The sequence below is a fragment of the Pseudarthrobacter sp. fls2-241-R2A-127 genome, from assembly GCF_030209355.1.
Taxonomy (GTDB): Bacteria; Actinomycetota; Actinomycetes; order Actinomycetales; family Micrococcaceae; genus Arthrobacter.
In genome coordinates this window covers 75,339-97,755 of record NZ_JARVSF010000012.1, presented here as the reverse complement: position 1 = coordinate 97,755, position 22,417 = coordinate 75,339, and the positions used below count along the sequence as shown (strand labels likewise).

Genomic DNA, 22,417 nt, shown 5'->3' with positions numbered 1-22,417 from the left:
AGTGTCGGTGTGGCGTTGGCGGCGGACTTACAGCACGTTGCGGATGGCCTGCTCGAAACTCGTGACGTGCTCCAGCGCGAGCTTGCCCGCCCGCTCGGAATCGCCGTCGGCCACTGCCTCCAGCAGTTCCACGTGCTCGGCAATATGGGACGCGACGGACGGAACCTTTTCCAGCACCATGCACCAGATGCGCGTGGCCAGGTTGTCGTAGCGGATCAGGACGTCCTCGAGGTGCGCGTTGGCGGCGGCCCGGTAGATCAGCCGGTGGACCTTGATGTCGTACCGCATGAGGTCGTAGGGGTCGTCGTCGTCGCCCATGGTGGAAATCGCGGCCGCGGTCTCACGGATTTCCGCCCGCAGCGCCGCCGTTGCCAGCTTGGCGGCGCGGCGTGCGGCCAGGGGTTCGAGGGATTCGCGCAGCTCCGAAACATCAGCCAGTTCGGTGATGTCGACGACGGTGGCGAACGTTCCGCGGCGGGGATAGGACACCACCAGGTGGTCGCTTTCCAGGCGCTTGAGTGCTTCCCGGACCGGCGTCCGGCCGATCCCGAGTTCGGCGGCCAGCTTGCCGTCGTTGATTGCCTCGCCCGGCCGGATGTCCAGCATGATAAGCCGGTCGCGGAGGTGCCGGTAGGCCTGTTCGGAGAGTGAGAGGTCCTCGTCGCCGGCCAGGTGGTTCCCTAATATGACGCTCATTTCGAGCCTTCCCAGGAGTGCTATTGACGTCCAAGTGATCTGGAACATACTATTACGACAGTTCTAATATATCAGTTACAGATCAGTTATGGATCAGTGACGCCGAAGGGTTTAGAAGGAGAACAATGCAGGACGTACTGAACGCCTCGCTCGCCACGGTTGACGCCGACGTCGCCGCCGCTGTGGCACTGGAACTGCACCGCCAGCAGTCCACCCTGGAAATGATCGCGTCGGAGAACTTCGCGCCGGCGTCCGTGATGGAAGCCCAGGGCTCGGTGCTCACCAACAAGTACGCCGAGGGCTACCCGGGCAAGCGCTACTACGGCGGCTGCGAGCACGTGGACGTCATCGAGCAGCTGGCCATCGACCGCGTGAAGGCACTCTTCGGCGCCGAGTTCGCCAACGTCCAGCCGCACTCCGGCGCGCAGGCCAACGCCGCCGCCATGTTCGCCCTGCTGAACCCGGGCGACACCATCCTGGGGCTCTCCCTGGCGCACGGCGGACACCTCACGCACGGCATGAAGATCAACTTCTCCGGCAAGCTCTACAACGTGGTTCCGTACCACGTCCGTGAATCCGACCTCCGCATCGATATGGCCGAGGTGGAAGCACTGGCCCTGGAACACAAGCCCAAGCTGATCGTGGCCGGCTGGTCCGCCTACTCCCGCCAGCTGGACTTCGCTGAGTTCCGCCGCATCGCCGACCTCGTGGGTGCCTACCTCATGGTGGACATGGCGCACTTCGCCGGACTCGTCGCCGCCGGCCTGCACCCCAACCCCGTCCCCTACGCGGACGTGGTCACCACCACCACGCACAAGACCCTGGGCGGTCCCCGCGGCGGCGTCATCCTGGCCAAGGAGGAGTACGCCAAGAAGATCAACAGCGCAGTCTTCCCCGGGCAGCAGGGCGGCCCGCTGGAGCACGTGGTGGCCGCCAAGGCCGTGGCGTTCAAGCTCGCTGCCGCCCCCGAATTCAAGGAACGCCAGGAGCGGGTGCTGCAGGGCGCCAAGCTGCTGGCCGAGCGCCTCCTCAAGGAAGACGTCGCAGCCGCGGGCATCTCCGTGGTCAACGGCGGCACCGACGTCCACCTGGTCCTGGTTGACCTCCGCAACTCCGAACTCGACGGCCAGCAGGGGGAGGACGCGCTCCACCAGATCGGCATCACGGTCAACCGCAACGCCGTCCCCTTCGACCCCCGTCCGCCGATGGTCTCCTCCGGCCTCCGGATCGGCACCCCCGCCCTGGCCGCCCGCGGTTTTGGGGCTGCCGAGTTCACCGAGGTCGCGGACATCATCGCGACTGCCCTGATTGCGGCTGCCGCTTCCGGCACAAACAGCACGGGCACCCTCCCCGGGGACACCGCCGTCGAACTCCGGGACCGCGTGACGGCCCTGGCCGGCAAGTTCCCCCTCTACCCGCACCTCTCCGCCGACGCCAACCTGGCCGGCATCGAGTCAGACCTGATTGGAGCCGCCCAGTGAGCACCCAGCACCTTCCGGAGCACCCGGACTTCCTCTGGCGGAACCCGGAACCCAAGTCCTCCTACGACGCCGTGATCGTTGGCGGCGGCGGGCACGGCCTGGCCACCGCCTACTTCCTTGCCAAGAACCACGGGATGACCAACATCGCCGTCCTGGAAAAGGGCTGGCTGGCCGGTGGCAACATGGCCCGGAACACCACCATCATCCGCTCCAACTACCTCTGGGACGAGAGCGCGGCCATCTACGAGCACGCGCTCAAGCTCTGGGAAATCTTGCCCGAGGAACTCGAGTACGACTTCCTGTTCAGCCAGCGTGGCGTGATGAACCTGGCCCACACCCTGGGCGACGTCCGCGAAAGCATCCGCCGCGTGGGCGCCAACAAGCTCAACGGTGTGGACGCCGAATGGCTGGACCCGCAGCAGGTCAAGGAACTCTGCCCCATCCTGAACATCCGGGACAACATCCGCTACCCCGTCATGGGCGCCACCTACCAGCCCCGCGCCGGCATCGCCAAGCACGACCACGTGGCCTGGGCCTTCGCCCGCAAGTGCGACGAAATGGGCGTGGACATCATCCAGAACTGCGAAGTCACCGGCTTCCTCAAGGACGGCGACCGCGTGGTGGGCGTCAAGACCAACCGCGGCACCATCAACACCGAAAAGGTGGGCCTCTGCGCCGCCGGCCACAGCTCGGTCCTGGCAGAGATGGCGGGCTTCCAGCTCCCCATCCAGTCCCACCCGCTGCAGGCGCTCGTTTCAGAACTGCACGAGCCCGTCCACCCCACCGTGGTCATGTCCAACCACGTCCACGTCTACGTTTCGCAGGCGCACAAGGGCGAACTGGTCATGGGCGCCGGCGTGGACTCCTACAACGGCTACGGCCAGCGCGGCTCCTTCCACGTGATCGAACAGCAGATGGCGGCCGCCGTCGAGCTCTTCCCCATCTTTGCCCGCGCCCACGTGCTCCGGACCTGGGGCGGGATCGTGGACACCACCCTGGACGCCTCGCCGATCGTGGGCACCACCCCGGTGGAGAACATGTTCGTGAACTGCGGCTGGGGAACCGGCGGATTCAAGGGCACGCCCGCAGCGGGCATGACCTTCGCGCACACCATCGCCACCGGCGCTCCGCACAAGCTGAACGCGCCGTTCTCGCTGGAACGCTTCGAAACCGGTGCCCTCATCGACGAACACGGCGCCGCCGCCGTGGCCCACTAGCCGCCGCCACCAGAAAAGGACTAACGCACATGCTGCTGATCCCATGCCCCAACTGCGGCCCGCGGGACGAAACCGAATTCCACTACGGCGGACAGGCCCACGTGCCCTACCCGGAGAACCCGAATGAACTGACCGACACCGAGTGGTCCCGCTACCTCTTCTACCGGGAGAACCCCAAAGGCATCTTCGCCGAACGCTGGGTCCACAGCACCGGCTGCCGCCAGTGGTTCAACATGCTCCGCGACACCGTCAGCTACGACATCAAGTCTGTCTACCCGATGGGGTCGAAGCGTCCAGACCGCTCCCCGGACGGCGCACCCGAATCCGGGACCGCCAGCACCGGCCCTGACAGCACCACCACCGGAAGCGCCGCCCCCAGCACCTCCAGCACGAGCTTCCCCAGCACCACCGCCCCGGAAGGAGCGACCAAGTGACTTCCCAGAACGCCCGCCTGGCTACCGGCGGCCGCATCGACCGCACCATCTCCTGGCGCTTCACAGTGGACGGCGAGGAGTTCACCGGCCACTCCGGTGACACCCTTGCCTCCGCGCTGCTGGCCAACGGCCGCATCGCCGCCGGCAACTCCCTCTACGAGGACCGCCCCCGCGGCATCATGTCCGCCGGCGTGGAAGAGTCCAACGCCCTGGTCCGCATCGAGGCCCGCTTCCCCGGCCATGTTGCCGAATCCATGCTCCCCGCCACCACCGTCTCCCTGGTGGACGGACTCCAGGCCACCATGCTCAACGGCCTGGGCAAGCTGGACCCGGAGGACGACCGCGCCGAATACGACAAGAAATACGTCCACACCGACGTCCTGGTGATCGGCGGCGGCCCCGCCGGCCTCGCCGCAGCCCGCGAAGCTGTCCGCACCGGAGCCCGGGTCATGCTGCTCGATGACCAGCCCGAACTCGGCGGTTCGCTGCTCTCCGGTTCCACGGCTCCCGGCGTTGCCGAGACCATCGAAGGAAAACCCGCCCTGGAATGGGTGGCCGACGTCGAAGCCGAGCTAGTATCCGGCGCCGAGTCCACGGTCCTGAACCGCACCACCGCATTCGGCGCCTACGACGCCAACTACGTCATCGCCGTCCAGAACCGCACCGACCACCTCACCAGCCCCGCAGCCGCAGGGGTGTCCCGCCAGCGGATTTGGCACATCCGTGCCAGCCAGGTGGTGGTCGCCCCGGGCGCCCACGAACGGCCCCTGGTGTTCGAAAACAACGACCGTCCCGGCATCATGCTCGCCTCCGCCGTGCGCAGCTACCTGAACCGCTACGGCGTGGCCGCCGGCAAGCGCGTGGTCATCAGCACCACCAATGACAGCGCCTACGCCGTCGCAGCCGACCTCGCCGCCGCAGGCGTCAAGGTCGCCGCCGTGGTGGACGCCCGTCCGGCGCTCACCGCAGTGGCGACTGCCGCCGTCGAATCCGGGATCCGGGTGCTGATCGGCAGCGCGGTGGCCAACACCTCCGCCGGCGCCGACGGCCGGCTGGACGGCGTGACCGTCCGCAGCATCAACGACGACGGCGAGCTCACCTCCGGCGTCGAACAGATCGCAGCAGACCTGCTGGCTGTGTCCGGCGGCTGGAGCCCGCTGGTCCACCTGCACTCACAGCGCCAGGGCAAGCTGCGCTGGGACGACGAGCTGGCGGCCTTCGTGCCCAGCACCGAGGTCCCCGACCAGCAGACCATTGGCGCCGGCCGCGGCTCCTTCGCCACCGAAGACTGCATCGCGGAGGGCATCTCCGCCGGCGCCAGGGCGGCCATCGCCGCCGGCTTCGAATCCGCCGTCGAACCGTCAGTGTTCGGCGACCCGAAGGCCTCCGCCCCCACCCGCCAGCTGTGGCTGGTGCCGGGCGAGAGCGGCACCCCGGATGACTGGCACCACCACTTCGTGGACTTCCAGCGCGACCAGTCCGTGGCGGACGTCCTCCGCTCCACCGGAGCCGGCATGCGCTCGGTGGAACACATCAAGCGGTACACCTCCATCAGCACCGCCAACGACCAGGGCAAGACCTCGGGCGTCAACGCCATCGGCGTCATCGCCGCGGCCCTGCGCACCGCCGGGGAAGCCTCCCGCGGCATCGGCGACATCGGCACCACCACCTACCGCGCCCCCTTCACCCCGGTGGCCTTCGCCGCGCTGGCCGGACGCCAGCGCGGGGAACTGTTCGACCCCGCCCGTGTCACTTCCATCCACCCCTGGCACGTGGCCAAGGGCGCACTGTTTGAGGACGTCGGACAGTGGAAGCGGCCCTGGTACTACCCGCAGGCCGGGGAAGACATGGACGCTGCCGTGCTGCGCGAATGCGCCGCCGTCCGCGAATCCGTTGGCTTCATGGACGCCACCACCCTGGGCAAGATCGAAATCCGCGGCAAGGACGCGGGGGAGTTCCTGAACCGGATGTACACCAACGCGTTCAAGAAGCTCGCCCCGGGTTCGGCTCGCTACGGCGTTATGTGCACCCCTGACGGCATGATCTTCGACGACGGCGTGACCCTCCGCGTGGACGAAGAGACCTTCTTCATGACCACCACCACCGGCGGTGCGGCGAAGGTGCTGGACTGGCTTGAGGAGTGGCTGCAGACCGAGTGGCCGGAACTGGACGTGCAGTGCACCTCCGTGACGGAACAGTGGAGCACCATCGCCGTGGTCGGGCCCAAGTCCCGTGAGGTCATCGCCAAGGTGGCACCCGAATTGGCTGCCAACGGCGGCCTGGACGCGGAAGCCTTCCCGTTCATGACCTTCCGCGAAACCACCCTCGCCTCCGGCGTACGCGCCCGGATCTGCCGGATCTCGTTCTCCGGTGAACTCGCCTACGAAATCAACGTCCCGGCCTGGTACGGGCTGAACACGTGGGAAGCCGTGGCTGCCGCCGGGGCCGAGTTCAACATCACCCCCTACGGCACCGAAACCATGCACGTGCTGCGCGCCGAAAAGGGCTACCCGATCGTTGGGCAGGACACCGACGGCACGGTCACCCCGCAGGACGCGGGCATGGAATGGATCGTCTCCAAGGCCAAGGATTTCATCGGCAAGCGTTCCTACACCCGGTCGGACGCCCAGCGTGAGGACCGCAAGCACCTGGTCAGCGTCCTCCCCGTGGACGGCACGCTGCGCCTGCCGGAAGGCACCCAGCTCGTGGAAAAGGGCCGCTCCACCAACCCCGCCTACGGCCCCGTGCCGATGGAAGGGTTCGTTACCTCCAGCTACCACAGCGCAGCGCTGGGCCGCTCGTTCGGCCTTGCTTTGATCAAGAACGGACGCAACCGCATCGGCGAAACGCTGGTGGCAGCCGCCGGCGACCAGCTGGTGGACGTGGTTGTCGCAGAAACAGTGCTTTTTGACTCTGAAGGGACCCGTAAAGATGGCTGAAACAGCAGCATCCCCGACCTCCGCCAAGCCCAACGCCGAAAAGAACCTCGCCGCCCGCGTCAGCCCGGCGCGCCAGCTGGCGGACGAATTCGCTGCGGGCTCCCTGGCCGGCACCGTTGAAATCTCCGAGGTGCCCTTCCTGACCATGGTGGGGCTCCGCGCCCTCGCAGGTTCCGCCGCGGCGGAGCGCCTGGCCGGTGTCACCGGCGGCCTCCCCGCCGGCTCCGGTGCCGTGGCCGGCCACGGCGAGGTGTCCGTGCTGTGGCTCGGTCCTGCAGAGTTCCTGGTGGTGGCACCCACCGAAGCGCACGAATCCCTCGGCGGAGACCTCATCCCCGCGCTCCGGGACGCGCTGGGCGGCGACGCGGGCCAGGTGGTGGACCTGTCCGCCAACCGGACCACGTTCGAACTCACGGGCCCCCGGGCCCGCGCCGTCCTGGAAAAAGGCTGCTCGCTGGACCTGCATCCGCGGGTCTTCAAGGCCGGCACCGCGTTCTCCACGGAAATTGCGAACATCCCCGCCATCCTGTGGAAGACCGGTGACGAGTCCTTCCGGATCTTCCCCCGCGCCTCTTTCGCCGAATTCCTGGGCCGGTGGCTCCTGGACGCCATGCGGGAGTACGCCTCGCCAGAGGTTCCCTGATGGCGCTCAGCGTCCTTGACCTCTTTTCTGTCGGCATCGGGCCCTCGTCGTCACACACGGTGGGCCCGATGCGGGCGGCAAAGCTCTTCGCGGACGGACTGAAGGGCGACGGGCAGCTGGCCTCCACGGTGCGCGTCCAGTCGGAACTCTTCGGGTCCCTGGGCGCTACGGGGCGCGGCCACGGCTCGGACAAGGCAGTGGTCCTGGGACTGCAGGGCCTGGAACCCGAAACCGTCAACACGTTCACGGCGGACGACCAGGTGGCCGCCGCCGCGCTCAACGCAGAGCTGCAGATCGCGGGCACCCACCGGGTGGACTTCAACTGGGAAGAAGATGTGGTGCTTCACCGCCGCAAATCCCTTCCCGCCCACCCCAACGGCATGACGTTCCGGGCCTTCGACCACACCGGCGCCGTCCTGAGCGAGCGGAGCTTCTACTCGATCGGCGGCGGCTTCGTGGTGGATGGCGACGCGCAGGGAGCGGACAAGGTGGTGGCCGACGACACGGTCCTGCCCTACCCGTTCTCCACGGGGGACGAGCTGCTGGATATCTGCCGCCGCGAAGGCATGTCCATCTCCGAGGTCATGCTGGCCAACGAGTTGACCTGGCGCAGCGAAGCCGAACTCCGGGAGCAGCTGCTGGGGCTCTGGGCGGTCATGCGTGAATGTGTCGAGAACGGCTGCAACGCCGAGGGCATCCTGCCCGGCGGGCTGAAGGTCACCCGCCGGGCGCCCGCCCTGTTCCGCACCCTGACGGCGTCCGCCGCCTCCGCCGAAGCCGCGGCAGCGTTGCCGTCGCCCGTCCAGGCGCCGGCGGATCCGCTGCTGGCGATGGAATGGGTCAACCTCTTCGCGCTGGCCGTGAACGAGGAAAACGCCGCCGGCGGGCGGATCGTCACCGCTCCCACCAACGGGGCAGCCGGCATTGTGCCGGCGGTCCTGCACTACTACGTGAAGTTTGTTCCGGGGGCCGACGACGACGGTGTGGTCCGCTTCCTGCTGGCGGCGGCCGCCGTCGGAATACTGTTCAAAACGAACGCCTCCATCTCCGGCGCCGAAGTGGGCTGCCAGGGTGAGGTGGGTTCCGCCTGCTCGATGGCTGCGGCCGGGCTCTGCGAAGTGCTCGGCGGAACGCCCGCACAGGTGGAAAACGCCGCCGAGGTGGGGATTGAGCACAACCTTGGCCTCACCTGCGACCCCGTGGGCGGGCTGGTGCAGATCCCCTGCATTGAACGGAACGCGATCGCCAGCGTCAAGGCGATCAACGCGGCCCGGCTGGCCCTGCACGGGGACGGCAGCCACAAGGTCTCGCTGGACAAGGCGATCAAGACCATGCGCGATACCGGAGCCGACATGAAAACCAAATACAAGGAAACCTCCCGAGGAGGACTCGCCGTGAATGTGATCGAGTGCTGAGCCATGACTGTTACTGAAACCCACGTGCCCGCGCCCAAGGCACCCACCACGGTGGAACACGTGCTGACCCTTGACTGCCCGGAAGGGCCCGGGATTGTGCACGCCGTGTCCGGCTTCCTGCTGGAGCATGGCTGCGACATCATCGACAACAAGCAGTTCGGTGAGCGGTCCGAAGGCCACTTCTTCATGCGCGTGCACTTCGTCTCCGAAGGCGACGATTCCACGTTGGAGGCTTTACGGAATTCCTTCGCTCCCGTAGCGGAGAAGTTCGGTATGCGCTGGCAGTTGGAACGCCAGGGCTCCAAGCGCAGGGTGCTGATCATGGTGTCCAAGTTCGGGCACTGCCTCAACGACCTGCTGTTCCGGGCCCGGATCGGCGAACTGCCGGTGGAAATCGTTGCCGTGGTATCCAACCACCGGGACCACGAGGCACTGGTGGAGTGGCACGGCATCCCGTTCCACCACGTCCCCGTCACCGCCGAGACCAAGCCTGCCGCCGAGGCTGCGCTGATGGCACTGGTGGATGGGCTTGACGTTGAACTGGTGGTGCTGGCCCGCTACATGCAGGTGCTCAGCGATGACCTGACCCGTCAGCTGGATGGCCGGGCCATCAACATCCACCATTCGTTCCTGCCCAGCTTCAAGGGCGCCAAGCCGTACCACCAGGCCTATGCCCGCGGCGTCAAGACCGTCGGGGCCACCGCGCACTACGTCAACGCGGAACTGGACGAGGGGCCCATCATCTCCCAGCAGGTGGTGGACGTGGACCACACCTACGGGCCCGAGGACCTGGTGGCCGCCGGCCGCGACACCGAATGCAAGGCCCTCTCGAACGCTGTGAAGTGGCATTGCGAAGGCCGGGTCATCCTGCAGGGCAACCGCACCGTGGTGCTCCGGTAACAAACAACAACTTCATATCGAAAGCGCGGCTGGCTGCCTGGGGGTGGCCGGCCGCGCTTTTCTGCGCCCGGATATCTTTGCCGCTCAGCCCCCGTCGCGCCGCAGGAGAACCACCTGGTGCACTTCCTCGAGGGCGGCCGCGAGCTCCTCCCGGCCCACACCGGCAAGATACTGCATGACCAGTCCGTCCAAGGCAGCGAACAAAGTGCGGGCAACGACTCGGACGTTATCCCGGATGCCGAAGGCCTCCAGGCCCCCGGACAGGGCGTCCACGTAGCTTTCATAGAGCGCGGCCACGGGCCCCGCCAGTTCAGGCCGGCGCCGGGCTTCGAGGATCATCTCGTACTGGAAAACCTGCAGGCCCGGGTCCTCGAGGAGCAGGTCCAGGAGCGCCTCGGTGAATGTGCCGCCGTTCTCCGCCGCTTCCCGCAGCCGTGAGGACGCGATTGACTGTTCCGAGGACCACTCCATGGCTGCGGCGATCAGGGAATCCCGGGTCCCGAAATGGTGTGCAACCAGGCTGTTGTTGACCCCAGCGGCCTCCGCGACGGCACGGTATGTCAGCCCCCGGAGTCCTTTGTGCGCCACCACATCCACCGCCGCCCGCAGCAGTGCTTCGCGGCCCTCGCCGTATTTCGGCGTGGCGGTTGGGACGGTGGAAGCGGTCATGTTTCCGATTCTAGCCAGACGCCACCGGGCGGGAACCACCTCTTGACTTAAAACTAAGCAATTGCTTAGATTGCATTCACGCGGTGATGCCCGTCACAGGAACGCCGCCGTTCCATCCATCTCCCGCGGCATGACCCTTTCCCGCCGCCCTTTCCCTTGGAGCACTCATGGCCAGCACCCCTGCCTTCAGCACCTCTTCCTCCCTTGACCCCGCCAAAAACGAGCCCTTCGAACTCGGCCAGGTGCAGTGGGTCCGCCGCTTCGGCGAGGGCGGCAGGCCCGCGCTCGCCTGCGGATACTGGCACGTCCACCCCGCAGAGGCCCCGGAGCCCTTCGATCTGGTGATGGAAGCGGACGAAACGATCCACATCATCGAGGGCCACCTGCGGATCGAGGTGGAGGGCGGCGACGTGTACGACCTCACCGCCGGGGGTGCGGCGTCCTTCAACAAAAGTGCCCGCACCCGGTGGGAGGTCCTGGCCCCCACCGTTGAATTCTTCGTCTACTCGTAGGAAGCTGCGCCATGGAACAGGAAAACAGCGCCGCGGAACAGGACGTTGACGTCGTCGTCATTGGTGCCGGTTTTGCCGGTCTCACCGCAGCACGTGAGCTCACCCGCCAGGGCCTCACGGTTCGCATCGTCGAAGCCCGGGACCGCATTGGCGGAAGGACCTGGCTGGACCATCGGCTGGGACGGGACCTTGAAATTGGCGGAACCTGGGTGCACTGGACACAGCCGTATGTCTGGGCAGAGCTGAAACGGTACGGCATCGGAACGGTCCCCAGCCCCGAGCCGCAACGGGCGTTCTGGTGGGCCGACGGCGGGCCGCAGCATGGTTCACCGGATGCCCTGCTGGAACTGATCGGCCACCACAACGGCGAATTCACCAAGGAGTCCCGGACCTACTTCCCCGAACCGTTCAGGCCGTTGGCCACGGATGCCTTCAAGGGGATCGACCACATCTCGGTGCAGGACCGGATCCGGGAGCAGTTTCCCGCCGGCGACGCCCGCGACATCCTCGAATCCTTCTGGACCCTGAACTTCAACGGCCCACTGCAGGACGCGGCGCTGACGCAGGCCCTGCGCTGGGTGGCCCTCACCAACGGTGACTGGGCCGTCAACTTCGAAGCCTGCGCCACCTACAAGATCCAGGGCGGAACCGCGGCTCTTGCCGGGGCCATCCTCAAGGACTCGGGTGCCGCCGTCGACTTTGGTTTTACCGTAGGCAGCATCACGGACGACGGCGGAGCGGTTACCGTCCGCAGCACCACCGGCCGGACCTTCCGGGCAAAGACCGCCATTATCACCGTTCCGATCCACGTGCTGGAGAAGATCGCCTTCGAGCCGCCGCTGCCACCGGCGAAGGCAGAGGGAGCCCGGGGCGGCCAGGTCTCCAAAGGCGTCAAGGTCTGGATCAGGCTCCGCGGCGAACACCCGCCCTTCGTGGCGCTGGGACTAGCGGACTGGCCGCTGAACTTCTTCCAGGCTGAGTACACGCTCGACGGCGACACGATCGTGGTCGGTTTTGGCCCGGACGCAACACGCATCAATGCCTCCGATGCGGCGGCGGTGCAGGACCAGTTGGCCCGCCTGGTGCCGGGCATGGAAGTGCTGGACGTGGCCACGCACGACTGGGTGGCGGATCCGCTCGCGGGGGAGACCTGGCCCATGCACCGGACGGGCTTCCTGGCCAACCACCTGGCGGCGATGCGGGCGCGGCATGGCAACGTGCTCTTCGCAGGCTCGGACCTTGCCAACGGCTGGGGCGGGTTCATCGACGGTGCCATTGAAAGCGGTATGGAAGCTGCCTTGGAGGCGGCGTCGCTGGCCTCAAGGCCCGGCCGGCAGGAACGTGCGGCGCAGGAACCTGCACTGCCGGAACCTGCACTGCGCTGACGAACAACAACCGGTCGCTGGTGGACAAAGCGCATCAGCGTTCCGCTGCCAAGCTGGATTCCACAGCAATCTTCCCCAACTCATGACCGTTAAGAAGGATCAAATGAGTATTTCGAATTCCGAGACCCGGACCGCTGACGCTCCGGCCAAGGAGCATTCCACCGCCCTCCGAACCGGCAGCATCGGCGTGCTCGGCATCCTGTTCTTCGTCCTGTCCGCGCAGGCGCCCCTGACGGGGATCGTGGGTGCTTCGCCGCTGGCGGCGGCCCTGGGCAACGGCGCGGGCGCCCCGGGCGCGTACCTGATCGTAGGCATCGTGATCGTAATCTTCGCCGTGGGTTTTGTGGCCATGAGCCGCAGGATCCAGGCCAACGGCGCCTTCTATGCCTATGTGACGGCGGCCTTCGGCAGGCACACCGGAGCCGGGGCGGCCTGGCTGGCCCTGCTGGCCTACAGCACCGTCCAGGCGGCCATGTACGGCCTGTACGGTGCGGCCTTCTCCGGGCTCCTGGCGTCGATCGGCCTGGACATTCCCTGGTGGCTGCTGGCCCTGGCCACCATGGCAGGAGTCCAGGTGCTGGGCTCCCTCAACATCGAACTCGGCGCCCGCGTCCTGGCCGTGCTGGTGGGCCTTGAAGTGGCCGTCCTGCTGATGTTCGGCTTCACCGTACTGTTCCGCGGCGGCGGCCCGGAGGGCATCAGCGTTGCGGCGTCCTTCTCCCCGGAAGCCATCGGCGCGGGCGCCCCCGGCGTTGCCATCATGTTCGCCGTGGCGTCCATGTTCGGCTTCGAATCCACGGCCATCTACTCCGCAGAGGCCAAGGACCCGCACCGCACCGTGGCCAGGGCCACCTACCTCTCCGTCGGGGTGATCTCGGTGTTCTTCGCCTTCATTTCCTGGATGCTGGTCAGCTACTACGGGCCCTCGAAGGTGATGGATGCCGCCGGCGCCGCCCTCGAATCAGGGGATGCCACCTCCTTCGTGCTGGGTCCGCTGGTGGACCTGTTCGGGCCGTGGGCGGGCATCGTGGCCGGCATCCTGCTGGTCACGTCGCTACTCGCCGGGATCATCGCCTTCCACAACGGCATCAACCGCTACCTCCACTCCCTGGCCCTGCGCGGATCCATGCCCGCCGTCCTGGCCCGGACCAACCGGCACCGGGCACCCGCGGTGGCCGCCTGGGTCCAGACCGCCACCGCCGTCGTCCTGGTGGTGCCGTTCGCCATCCTGGCAATGGACCCCGTCCTGACCCTGTTCTCGTGGTTCAGCGGCCTGGCCGTGGCGGCGCTGCTGGTGCTGTACATGCTCTGCTCGGCGGCCGTCGTCGCGTTCTTCCGCCGGGAGCGTGCCGGTGCCCGGCTGTGGCAAACCCGGATGGCCCCGGCCCTGGCGGTGGTCCTGCTGGCGTGGGTCCTGTTCCTGGTGCTCAGCAATTTCACTGCCCTCATTGGCGGCAGCGCCGAGACGGCCACGGCGCTGCTCGCAGCGGTCCCGGTGGTCTTCGTGGCCGGGGTACTGGTGGAGTGGATCATCCAGCGCCGCCACCACGCTGCCTCGCTGGGCCACGTGATCACCTAGCAGGCGCGGGATCTCCGGTATTGGCCCGGCGCGGAACTTTTGGTCCGCGCCGGGCCATTGCGCGTGCGGCGGCGAACAGGGTGGCCCCGAGCAGGGCGGCGGCCCAAGCCGCGGTGGGGGAGTCGGGCCAGAATCCCGCCAGGCCCAAGAGGGCGGGAACCGTGGCCGACGCCGGAGCGGCCAGCACCAAGGCCCATCCCGTGAATTGTTCAAGCCGCACGGCGCCGAGGGCCAGGCAGGCGAACAGCAGACCCCACAGCACGGACCAGCACACCCACAGCACGGCGAGCAGTGGGTCGGTGCCCAGCCAGGCGGCGGCCAGCAGCGCGCCGCAGAAAGCCACCAGCCCGCAGAACCAGCCCAGGCCGCGGGACCCGAGCGCCAACAGCACGTCCAGCCCCGAGTACAGGTAGGTGGCTCCGAACAGGAACATGCCGGCCGCCGTGAGGAGCGGTGCCGGAGCGTTCCCGGCCGCGGCGACGTAGACGACGCCGAGCAGCAGTTGGGTGCCGCCCACCAGCAGGTTGAGGGCCGCGGCGTCACGGCGGGGAACGTGCCCGAGGGTCGCCAGCCCGTTGGCCAGCAAGGCGGCACCGGAGAGCAGGAGGCAAATGTAAGGCATCAGCGGCCCTCTTCCCGAATAACTGCCGCAGGGTGAAACTTCTCTGTCACCTGACGGACGTTAGCGGAAGCGGGGGCGTGGTGCCCAGTGAGGCCCGGTCGTAATTGGTACGGAGGGCCGGGCGCGGGCTAGGAACCTTTGCGCCACTCGCTGGGTGAGACGCCGAAGGCATCGCGGAAGGTGCGGCTGAAGTGGGCTGCGTCCAGGAAGCCCCAGCGGGCGGCAACCGCGCCGACTGGCTGCCCGGCGTGCAGCGGGTCCCGAAGGTCGCGGCGGGCGCCCTCCAGCCGCTGGGTCCGGATCCAGCTGGCCACCGTGGTTCCGGACTCGTGAAAGACGTTGTGCAGGTGCCGGGTGGAGATGAAATGCGCCGCCGCTATGCTCGCCGGGGACAGGAGCGGGTCCGAGAGGTTCGCCTCGATGTATTCGCGGACCGAGACGGCCAGCAGCGCCTGCGGCTTCATCCGGTCCGGCTTAATGTCCATTTCGGCGTGCAGCATGGTGGACACCAGGTCCAGGGCATTCGTTGCCAGCCGTGACCCGCTGGGTCCGGCCAGGACGTCCAGGTCTTCCGACAACTGGCGGATGAACTGGCCCACGAGGCCGCTCAGCCCTCCGCTGCCCATCCGCACCGCGGCCAACTGCCCCACATAGTCCGTGGGCAGTGACACCGCGTCGCAGGGGAACATCAGCACCATGATCCGGGTCGCTTCCTCGAACGCGAGGGTGTACGGCCGGTTGGTGTCGTAGATGGCCAGATCCCCGGGCTGAAGCACGGCTTCGCGGTTGTCCTGGATCAGGAGTCCCGTGCCCTCCAGTTGCAGGTTGAGCTTGAAATAGCGTTCATGGGCCTGGGCGATCAGGGCCGGGGTGCGGTGGACCTCGTGCGAGGTGGCAGTCACCTCAACAATGGACATCCGGTCCAGTACGCGGGAGCGCATCCGGCCCCGGAAGCCGTCCACGTCCGCCGTGTGCGCGGTGAGGGGCACGAAGGACTCCGCCACCAGGTGCTTCCAGTGGTCGAAGGATGCGGCGTCGCTCGAGCTGATTCCCTGGCGTTCGGGCCGGGAGGCTGTTAAGACTGTAGCTGTTGCTGACATGGATGTTCCTTGCGACGGATGGCCACCTGATGTTCCCCCGGCCTGTGTCCTGCGGCACAGTAAGTTCAGGTTAACGCCGGCCAAATCTTTTTTCAACGGTTGGCGAAAAAAGAAGCGTGCAGACTGCTGTCAGGCGTTTCCAAGCTTTCCGTGGCATGATCCGCGAATGAACGCCGTCGCCGCTTCCCAGGACCGCCACCGCAACTTCAATTCCCCGGCGCACCATTCCCGGCTGCGCCTGCTGGTAATGCTCGGCGTCGGCGTGGTGGTGGGGGTGGCCGTGGGAGCCCTCGGCCACTGGACGTATGCACCCGCCCTGGGGTGGGCCGCAGCCTCCGCCACGTACCTGATCTGGGTGTGGAGCGTCATCCGGCACCTGGGCCCGGGCGCAACGGCCGCCCATGCCCGGCGCGAGGATCCGGGCCGGATCTTCTCGGACACGCTGGTCCTCAGTGCCACGGTGGCCAGCTTTGCCGGGGTGGCCCTGATCCTGCTGGATGCCTCCAATTCGCAGGGCATGAGCAAGGATGCCACGGTGGCCATGGCCCTGGGCAGCATTGCCCTGTCCTGGTTCCTGGTCCATACGCTGTTCACGCTCCGCTACGCGGCCATCTACTACCGCGACGGGACCGGCGTCGATTTCAATGAGGAGACCCAGCCCCGCTATGCGGACTTCGCGTACTTGGCCTTCACTGTAGGCATGACTTTCCAGGTGTCGGATACGGACCTGAAGACCAACGCCATCCGCTCCACTGTCCTGCGGCAGGCCCTCTTGTCCTACCTGCTGGGTGCCATCGTCCTGGCAACCACCATTAACCTGGTGTCGGGCCTCATCCACTAAGCGCCGGCGTTAGCGCGGATTGGCTCCTTAAACGCCAATGGGTGCAGCTCCTGCTGGAGCTGCACCCATGTTGTGAGGCGTCAATTAGTGCTTGAAGGCATCCTTGACCTTCTCGCCGGCCTGCTTCACGTCGGCCTTGGCCTGGTCGCCCTGGCCTTCAGCTTTCAGGCTTTCGTCGCCCGTAGCGTTGCCGGCAGCTTCCTTGCCCTTGCCGCCAAGCTTCTCTGCAGCGTTGCCGATCTTGTCATCCAAACCCATGGGAATGCTCCTAACAGTTCGTGCTCGCTCCGGCCTGAGCCGGAACCTGACCACACAATAGTAAGCATACTTTCGAGTTTGGGCCTCATTTCCCGCCGGGAATTTTGCCCAGCAGTGCGAGGTAGCCCTCCAGTTGCGCGGCGTGGCCGAACTCCAGGTGGCCCTCCGGCGCTAGGGCGGCCTCGATCTGGGCCCCCAACAGCATGTTCAGCAGCTGGCCGGCGAGGACGGAATCGGCGACGCCGGCGCTGACGTCGCCGCTGGTCCTCGCCTCCCCGAGGTAGCGGCGGATTGCTGCCAGCCATTCCGCCATGGATTCCCGGTGGATATCCGCTTTCCGGGCATCGCTGACGGCTTTCTGCCAGAACGGGACGACTACCCGCGCTTCGTTGATGCGCTCCTCGTCCAAGGGGAGTACTTCCAGGCAGAAGGCCCGCAGCGCCTCGAGCCCGGCCTTGCCCTCCGTCACCCGGACGATGCGCTGGTTGGTCCGGTTGAAGACGTGGCTGAACGCGAACTCGAGCAGCGTGTCCTTGGTGGGGAAGTACGGCTTCAGGGCGCCGTTGGCAAAGCCTGCTTCCATGGCAATCTCGCGCATGGTGGCACTTTCAAGCCCCTGCCGGGCGATGATCCGCCAGGTGGCATCCACGAGTTCCAGGCGGCGCTCGTCATGGTCAACTATCTTCGGCACGGCGGCCACTCCCCGGAAATTTCTTTGCCCAACCTCTTGTGAGCCATGTTACGGACGTTTATTCTCTACAACTATAGAAAATAAAACGAGCGGCCGGCGACGGCCCGGACGAAGGTTCACCCCATGACGCTTGCACCAACCCACACCGCATCTGCCTTCCGCCTGGCCACGGCGCAGGAAATCCTGGACGTGCGCTCGATCCTGCAGTCGGAAGGCCACCTGGGCCCGCAGCACAGGATCGCTTACCTGGGCCTGCTGGATCCTGCGCGGGGCGCCGATCCCGCGGCGGCGGACCGCCGCTTCCGTGTCTTTGTCCACGACGTCTCCGGGGCTGCGCCGCGGGACGTCGTCGTTTCCACCGCACAGCAGAAAGTGCTCTCCGCCGTCGAACTCGACACCGCGGTGACCGGCGAACTTCCGGTCCTGGAGGAGGAATTCGAAGTAGTGGAGTCCCTCCTGGCCACCGATGAGCGCTGGCTCAAGGCGCTCGCCGACAGGGGGCTCGCGGTGGGGAAAGTGCGGGTGGCACCCCTCTCCGCCGGTGTCTTCGAGTACGGCGAGGAGAAGGGCCGCCGGATCCTGCGTGGGCTCGCGTTCGTCCAGGACTTCCCGGAGGACAGTGCGTGGGCGCATCCGGTGGACGGCCTGGTGGCCTATGTGGATGTGGTCAGCAAGGAAGTCACCCAGGTGATCGACCTCGGCGCCATGCCCATCCCGGCCGAGCATGGCAACTACACCGATCCCGAACTGACCGGCCCGGTTCGCGAAACCCAGAGACCCATCAGCATCACCCAGCCAGAGGGGCCCAGCTTCACCGTGACCGGCGGCAACCATGTGGAGTGGGAAAAATGGAGCGTGGACGTGGGGTTCGATGTCCGCGAAGGCGTAGTCCTGCACAATCTGGCCTTCCAGGACGGCGACCGGAAGAGGCAGATCATCAACCGCGCCTCCATTGCCGAGATGGTGGTCCCGTACGGTGACCCGTCGCCCATCCGGTCCTGGCAGAACTACTTCGACACCGGCGAATACCTGGTGGGCCAGTACGCCAACTCGCTGGAACTGGGCTGCGACTGCCTGGGCGAGATCACGTACCTCAGCCCCGTCATCTCCGACGCGTTCGGCAACCCGCGGGAAATCCGCAACGGCATCTGCATGCACGAGGAGGACTGGAGCATCCTCTCCAAGCACTCCGACCTCTGGAGCGGCATCACCTATACCCGCCGCAACCGCCGCCTGGTGATCTCCTTCTTCACCACCGTCGGCAACTACGACTACGGCTTCTACTGGTACCTCTACCTGGACGGCACCATCGAATTCGAAGCGAAGGCCACCGGCATCGTCTTCACCTCCGCGTTCCCGGAGGGTGGCTCGGACAATATCTCCCAGCTGGCCCCTGGACTGGGCGCACCGTTCCACCAGCACCTCTTCAGCGCCCGGCTGGACATGGCGGTGGATGGCTTCACCAACAGGGTGGAGGAAGAGGACGTGGTCCGTCAGGCGATGGGTCCGGGCAACGAACGCGGCAACGCCTTTTCCCGCAAGCGCACCCTGCTGGCCCGGGAATCCGAGGCCGTCAGGGAAGCCGATGCCCGCGCCGGCCGGACGTGGATCATCTCCAACCCTGAGTCCCGCAACCGGCTGGGCGAGCCGGTCGGCTACAAGCTGCACGCCCACAACCAGCCCACGCTGCTGGCGGATCCGGAGTCCTCGATCGCCCGGCGGGCGGCGTTCGCCACGAAGGACCTGTGGGTCACCCGCTACGCCGAGGATGAGCGCTACCCCACAGGCGACTTCGTCAACCAGCACGCCGGCGGTGCAGGTCTTCCCGCGTACGTGGCCCATGACCGTGACATCGACGGCCAGGACATCGTGGTGTGGCACACCTTCGGCCTGACGCATTTCCCCCGGGTGGAGGACTGGCCCATCATGCCCGTGGACACCGTGGGCTTCAAGCTGCGGCCGGAAGGCTTCTTCGACCGCAGCCCGGTCCTGGACGTCCCGGCCAATCCGAACAAGCAGGAATCGTCCTGCCACACGGAGGGCAGCAGCGGTGGCTGCCACTAGCCTCGCTGCGCTGGCAACACGTACGACGGCGGCAGGGCGGGTGCGTGCCAACGGGCCCGTCCTGCATCCCCGGCTCGTCGCCGTGGTCACCGCGCTGTCCTGCGCAGCGCACCTGTGGGTGGCCCTCTCGGGCCACCACGGCGTATGGGTGTCTGTGCTGATGCTGGCCCTCGCCGCGGTCTGCCTCCCCTGCGCGGTCCACATCTGGCGGCGCAGCGGGCCGGCCGCGCTGCACCAGGTCACGGCTGCTGCTGTTGCCATGGCTGTACTGCATGCCGTCCTGTTGCTCGGCGGCGGGGCCGGGCATGTTCATGGCGGGGCGCCGCCGTCGTCCGTTGCTGACTCCGGCGGCCCCCAACTGTTGCTGCTGATCGCGCTGGAACTGTCGACGGCGCTGCTCGCCGCCACCCTCGTGGCACGGCTGCGGCGGCGGTAAGACCGCCGTAAAAAACAAGGCTGCGTGCCCCCATGGGGGCACGCAGCCTGGTCCCTGTGTCGTTGTGCCGTTGTCAGGCGGGCTTGGCGTACTCGGCTGCACTCATGACTTCGTAGCCAACAAACGTTTCGTCGTTCTCCACCCAGGCGTCGTGGCCGGCCGGAATGGAGTAGGCGTCGCCGGCGTGGATGGTAGTCCGGGTGCCGTCGTCCAGTTGCACGGTCAGGGTCCCGGCAGTGCAGAAGCCAAGATGGTTGTTCTGGCAGCTGTCCGTGTGGACCACGGTTTTAACCGTTTCGGACCAGCGCCAGCCGGGCTCGAAGGTGAACCGGCCCAGGGTGGCGCCGCCAATGCTGACCACGTCCACCTGGGTCTTGGGCGGGCGGCGCTTTTCGTCGGCGTCGTTGAAGGACTTGGTTTCAAGGTCCTTGACCGTTACTGCAGGCATTTCTGGCTCCTCGAAAGGGAGTGATTATGAAATTCACCCACGGGCGCTGAGCCGCTCAGGGAAAGGCGGTCCGGCGGGGCGGGAATTGCCCGTCCGGAACCCGCCGGACCTTTGCGTCGCAACGATTTCAATCTGCTCCCCGACGCAGGCGATGTCAATGCCGGCGGGCCTCCTCGAACCACTCCCGGGCCGGGTTGGCCACCGCAGGGGCCGAGCGGTCCAGCCCGGGCTGCGCCGCCCACTTCACGCCGTTGGCCAGCACCCGCTGGACCTGCGGATGGTGGTAGACCGGGTACTCCTGGTCGCCGGGGCTGAAGTAGAAGATCCTGCCCTTCCCCCGGGTGAACGTGACGCCGGACCGGAACACTTCGCCGCCGGCGAAGGAACTGATGAAGATCAGGTCGTCGGGGTCTGGGATGTCGAACAGTTCGCCGTACATTTCCTGTTCGGGGATGACGATGGGGCTCTCCACGCCCTCCGCGATGGGATGCGACGGCTTGACCGTCCACACCAGCTCGCGCTGGCCGTCGTTCCGCCAGGCCAGGGAGCAGCTGGTGCCAAGCAGCCTGGTGAAGATCTTGGCGAAATGCCCCGAGTGGAGCACGATCAGTCCCATTCCACCGAGCACGTGCCGGTGGACGCGTTCGACGACGGCGTCACTCACCTCGTGGTGGGCGATGTGGCCCCACCAGAGCAGGACGTCCGTTTCCGCGAGCACCTCCTCGTCCAGGCCGTGTTGGTCGTCGCTGGCGAGCACCGCCGTCGTAATGTCCGCGTCCGGGTAGTAGGTCCGGAGCCCCGCGGCGATGGCGCCGTGGATACCGTCCGGGTAGATCTCGCCGATGTGGGCAGGCTCGTTGTTGGCCTCGTGGACGCCCTCGTTCCAGACCCGGATCCTCAGTGTGCCGTTCATTAGAGCCGGACCTCCCGCTGTTCACGGGCCGACTGGTAGCACGCATCGATGATCTGTGCGCGGTAGAGCGCCAGGGAGCCATCATGTTCGGCCCAGGCCGCTTCGCCTGCACGGACTGCGGTCACGAAGTCTTCCACCACGGCGTCGTGGGCGCGGCCCGGCAGGACCGGTGGCACGTAATCGGCGGATCCGCCGTCCTTGTCCGTAAAAACCCGGAGCTGGCCAACGGGCGGGAACGGAGCGCCGTGCACCTTCAGTTCGGCGCCGCCGTCCGTGCCGTAGACCGTGAAGTCGAGGAGATCGTCCGTCTCCCGGTAGGTGGCCCAGCCTGCCTCGATCAGCAGCGTTCCGCCGCCCTCGAGCCGGAGGAACGCCGTCGCGAAGTCTTCAACCTCGAACGCGTGGCTTGTGGCCCGGGCTGAATACTGGCTTCCGCCGCCGCGTCCCTGCGGGCCCAGTTCGGAGTGGGTCGCGGCGGAGACGGCCACCACCTTCGGTTCGCCGAGCAGGTGAAGGGCGTAATCCAGCGCATGGACGCCGATGTCCGCCAGCGGACCGCCGCCGGCGAGCTCGGGGTTGGTGAACCAGCTGCCCAGGGTGGGGATGCCGGAGCGGCGGAGCCAAGAGGCCTTGGCGTAGTAGGGGCGGCCCAGGCCGCCGTCGTCGATGACGTCCTTGAGGGCTTTGATGTCGCCGCGGCGGCGGTGGTTGAAGGCAACATCCAGGACGCGGCCGGCTTTGCGTGCCGCGTCCACCATGGCCTGGCCCTCTACAGCGTTCCGAGCGATGGGCTTTTCGCTCAGTACGTGGATTCCCCGCTCCAGGGCCGCGATGGCAATGGGGGCGTGCAGGAAGGTGGGAACGGCCACGCTGATGGCGTCCAGGCCGCCGTGGTCCAGCATGTCCTTCCAGTCGGCGAAACCGTTGGGGATGGCGTAATCGGCTTGGAGGCTTTCCCGGAGTTCCTGCTCCATTCCCGCCAACGAGACGATCCGGACACCGTCCAGGTCGTTGTAGGCCTTCAGGTGCTGCTGGCCGGCCCAGCCGATCCCAACGACGCCGACGCGGAGCTCCCTGGCCGGGGCCTCTGCTGGTACCGGGGGCTGCGGGCCGGGGGAGTGCTGGTTGCTCAACGTAGGCTTCCTTTTCGGTGGGGGCTGGTGGGGGTGGGGTC

Annotated in this window: 22 protein-coding genes; 13 read left to right on the top strand and 9 right to left on the bottom strand. The window is 67.0% G+C overall.

Annotated features, from left to right (window positions below):
• Positions 1-27 precede the first annotated feature (27 nt).
• Positions 28-696, bottom strand: coding sequence for a GntR family transcriptional regulator (locus QRN53_RS09680; RefSeq protein ID WP_285243803.1), 669 nt, complete (start codon positions 694-696; stop codon positions 28-30).
• 125 nt (positions 697-821) lie between these two features.
• On the opposite strand from QRN53_RS09680, the gene glyA reads away from it, so the two are divergent.
• The 7 genes from glyA to purU are packed head-to-tail and all read left to right on the top strand — an operon-like array spanning position 822 to position 9,725.
• Positions 822-2,177 carry a serine hydroxymethyltransferase gene (gene glyA / locus QRN53_RS09675; protein WP_285243802.1) on the top strand — a complete coding sequence of 452 codons (1,356 nt, stop codon included), beginning with the start codon at positions 822-824 and terminating at the stop codon, positions 2,175-2,177.
• Positions 2,174-3,394: a sarcosine oxidase subunit beta family protein gene (locus tag QRN53_RS09670; RefSeq protein WP_285243801.1), complete on the top strand. Its 1,221-nt coding sequence runs from the start codon at positions 2,174-2,176 to the stop codon at positions 3,392-3,394. Before glyA ends, QRN53_RS09670 begins: the two co-directional genes overlap by 4 nt.
• A 29-nt stretch (positions 3,395-3,423) precedes the next feature.
• On the top strand, positions 3,424-3,828 hold the full coding sequence (locus QRN53_RS09665) for a sarcosine oxidase subunit delta (RefSeq protein ID WP_285243800.1): 405 nt from the start codon (positions 3,424-3,426) through the stop codon (positions 3,826-3,828).
• The gene (locus QRN53_RS09660; RefSeq protein ID WP_285243799.1) at positions 3,825-6,767 is read left to right on the top strand and encodes a sarcosine oxidase subunit alpha family protein; all 2,943 of its coding nucleotides are present in this window, start codon (positions 3,825-3,827) and stop codon (positions 6,765-6,767) included. The genes QRN53_RS09665 and QRN53_RS09660 overlap by 4 nt, the downstream gene beginning before the upstream one ends.
• The gene (locus QRN53_RS09655; RefSeq protein WP_285243798.1) at positions 6,760-7,410 is read left to right on the top strand and encodes a sarcosine oxidase subunit gamma; all 651 of its coding nucleotides are present in this window, start codon (positions 6,760-6,762) and stop codon (positions 7,408-7,410) included. The genes QRN53_RS09660 and QRN53_RS09655 overlap by 8 nt, the downstream gene beginning before the upstream one ends.
• The gene (locus QRN53_RS09650) at positions 7,410-8,825 is read left to right on the top strand and encodes an L-serine ammonia-lyase (protein ID WP_285243797.1); all 1,416 of its coding nucleotides are present in this window, start codon (positions 7,410-7,412) and stop codon (positions 8,823-8,825) included. The genes QRN53_RS09655 and QRN53_RS09650 overlap by 1 nt, the downstream gene beginning before the upstream one ends.
• A gap of 3 nt (positions 8,826-8,828) precedes the next feature.
• On the top strand, positions 8,829-9,725 hold the full coding sequence (purU, locus tag QRN53_RS09645) for a formyltetrahydrofolate deformylase (protein ID WP_285243796.1): 897 nt from the start codon (positions 8,829-8,831) through the stop codon (positions 9,723-9,725).
• Positions 9,726-9,809: 84 nt separating this feature from the next.
• On the opposite strand, the gene QRN53_RS09640 is transcribed toward purU, so the two are convergent.
• A complete protein-coding gene (locus QRN53_RS09640; protein ID WP_285243795.1) occupies positions 9,810-10,394 on the bottom strand; it encodes a TetR/AcrR family transcriptional regulator in 585 nt (194 codons plus the stop codon).
• Between the two features lie 167 nt (positions 10,395-10,561).
• Between QRN53_RS09640 and QRN53_RS09635 the strand changes: the two genes are divergently transcribed.
• From QRN53_RS09635 to QRN53_RS09625, 3 genes are all read left to right on the top strand, one after another.
• A complete protein-coding gene (locus QRN53_RS09635) occupies positions 10,562-10,906 on the top strand; it encodes a cupin domain-containing protein (protein ID WP_285243794.1) in 345 nt (114 codons plus the stop codon).
• A gap of 11 nt (positions 10,907-10,917) precedes the next feature.
• Complete coding sequence (locus QRN53_RS09630; RefSeq protein ID WP_285243793.1) at positions 10,918-12,291, top strand: flavin monoamine oxidase family protein; 1,374 nt, start codon at positions 10,918-10,920, stop codon at positions 12,289-12,291.
• 103 nt (positions 12,292-12,394) lie between these two features.
• A complete protein-coding gene (locus tag QRN53_RS09625; RefSeq protein WP_285243792.1) occupies positions 12,395-13,870 on the top strand; it encodes an APC family permease in 1,476 nt (491 codons plus the stop codon).
• Here the strand turns inward: QRN53_RS09625 and QRN53_RS09620 are convergent.
• Both QRN53_RS09620 and QRN53_RS09615 read right to left on the bottom strand, forming a co-directional pair.
• On the bottom strand, positions 13,863-14,492 hold the full coding sequence (locus QRN53_RS09620) for an AmiS/UreI family transporter (RefSeq protein WP_285243791.1): 630 nt from the start codon (positions 14,490-14,492) through the stop codon (positions 13,863-13,865). The genes QRN53_RS09625 and QRN53_RS09620 overlap by 8 nt on opposite strands.
• A gap of 128 nt (positions 14,493-14,620) precedes the next feature.
• Positions 14,621-15,592: an AraC-like ligand-binding domain-containing protein gene (locus tag QRN53_RS09615; protein ID WP_285243790.1), complete on the bottom strand. Its 972-nt coding sequence runs from the start codon at positions 15,590-15,592 to the stop codon at positions 14,621-14,623.
• Positions 15,593-15,758: 166 nt separating this feature from the next.
• Here QRN53_RS09615 and QRN53_RS09610 point away from each other — a divergent pair, with 166 nt between their 5' ends.
• On the top strand, positions 15,759-16,433 hold the full coding sequence (locus QRN53_RS09610) for a DUF1345 domain-containing protein (RefSeq protein WP_285243789.1): 675 nt from the start codon (positions 15,759-15,761) through the stop codon (positions 16,431-16,433).
• 84 nt (positions 16,434-16,517) lie between these two features.
• Here QRN53_RS09610 and QRN53_RS09605 read toward each other — a convergent pair whose 3' ends face one another.
• Entirely contained in the window at positions 16,518-16,691 is a 174-nt protein-coding gene (locus tag QRN53_RS09605) for a CsbD family protein (RefSeq protein ID WP_285243788.1), read from the bottom strand.
• 85 nt (positions 16,692-16,776) lie between these two features.
• Complete coding sequence (locus QRN53_RS09600) at positions 16,777-17,382, bottom strand: TetR/AcrR family transcriptional regulator (protein ID WP_285243787.1); 606 nt, start codon at positions 17,380-17,382, stop codon at positions 16,777-16,779.
• Between the two features lie 123 nt (positions 17,383-17,505).
• Here QRN53_RS09600 and QRN53_RS09595 point away from each other — a divergent pair, with 123 nt between their 5' ends.
• The gene (locus QRN53_RS09595) at positions 17,506-19,446 is read left to right on the top strand and encodes a primary-amine oxidase (RefSeq protein WP_285243786.1); all 1,941 of its coding nucleotides are present in this window, start codon (positions 17,506-17,508) and stop codon (positions 19,444-19,446) included.
• A complete protein-coding gene (locus QRN53_RS09590) occupies positions 19,433-19,882 on the top strand; it encodes a hypothetical protein (RefSeq protein ID WP_285243785.1) in 450 nt (149 codons plus the stop codon). Before QRN53_RS09595 ends, QRN53_RS09590 begins: the two co-directional genes overlap by 14 nt.
• Before the next feature lie 73 nt (positions 19,883-19,955).
• Here QRN53_RS09590 and QRN53_RS09585 read toward each other — a convergent pair whose 3' ends face one another.
• The 3 genes from QRN53_RS09585 to QRN53_RS09575 all read right to left on the bottom strand — a co-directional run bounded on the left by QRN53_RS09585 (position 19,956) and on the right by QRN53_RS09575 (position 22,376).
• The gene (locus tag QRN53_RS09585) at positions 19,956-20,330 is read right to left on the bottom strand and encodes a cupin domain-containing protein (RefSeq protein WP_285243784.1); all 375 of its coding nucleotides are present in this window, start codon (positions 20,328-20,330) and stop codon (positions 19,956-19,958) included.
• A 154-nt stretch (positions 20,331-20,484) separates the two neighbouring features.
• Positions 20,485-21,243 (bottom strand): ThuA domain-containing protein, encoded by a 759-nt coding sequence (locus tag QRN53_RS09580; RefSeq protein WP_285243783.1) that lies wholly within the window; start codon positions 21,241-21,243, stop codon positions 20,485-20,487.
• Positions 21,243-22,376, bottom strand: a complete 1,134-nt coding sequence (locus QRN53_RS09575) for a Gfo/Idh/MocA family protein (protein WP_285243782.1) — start codon at positions 22,374-22,376, stop codon at positions 21,243-21,245. The genes QRN53_RS09580 and QRN53_RS09575 overlap by 1 nt, the downstream gene beginning before the upstream one ends.
• Between the last annotated feature and the right edge of the window lie 41 nt (positions 22,377-22,417).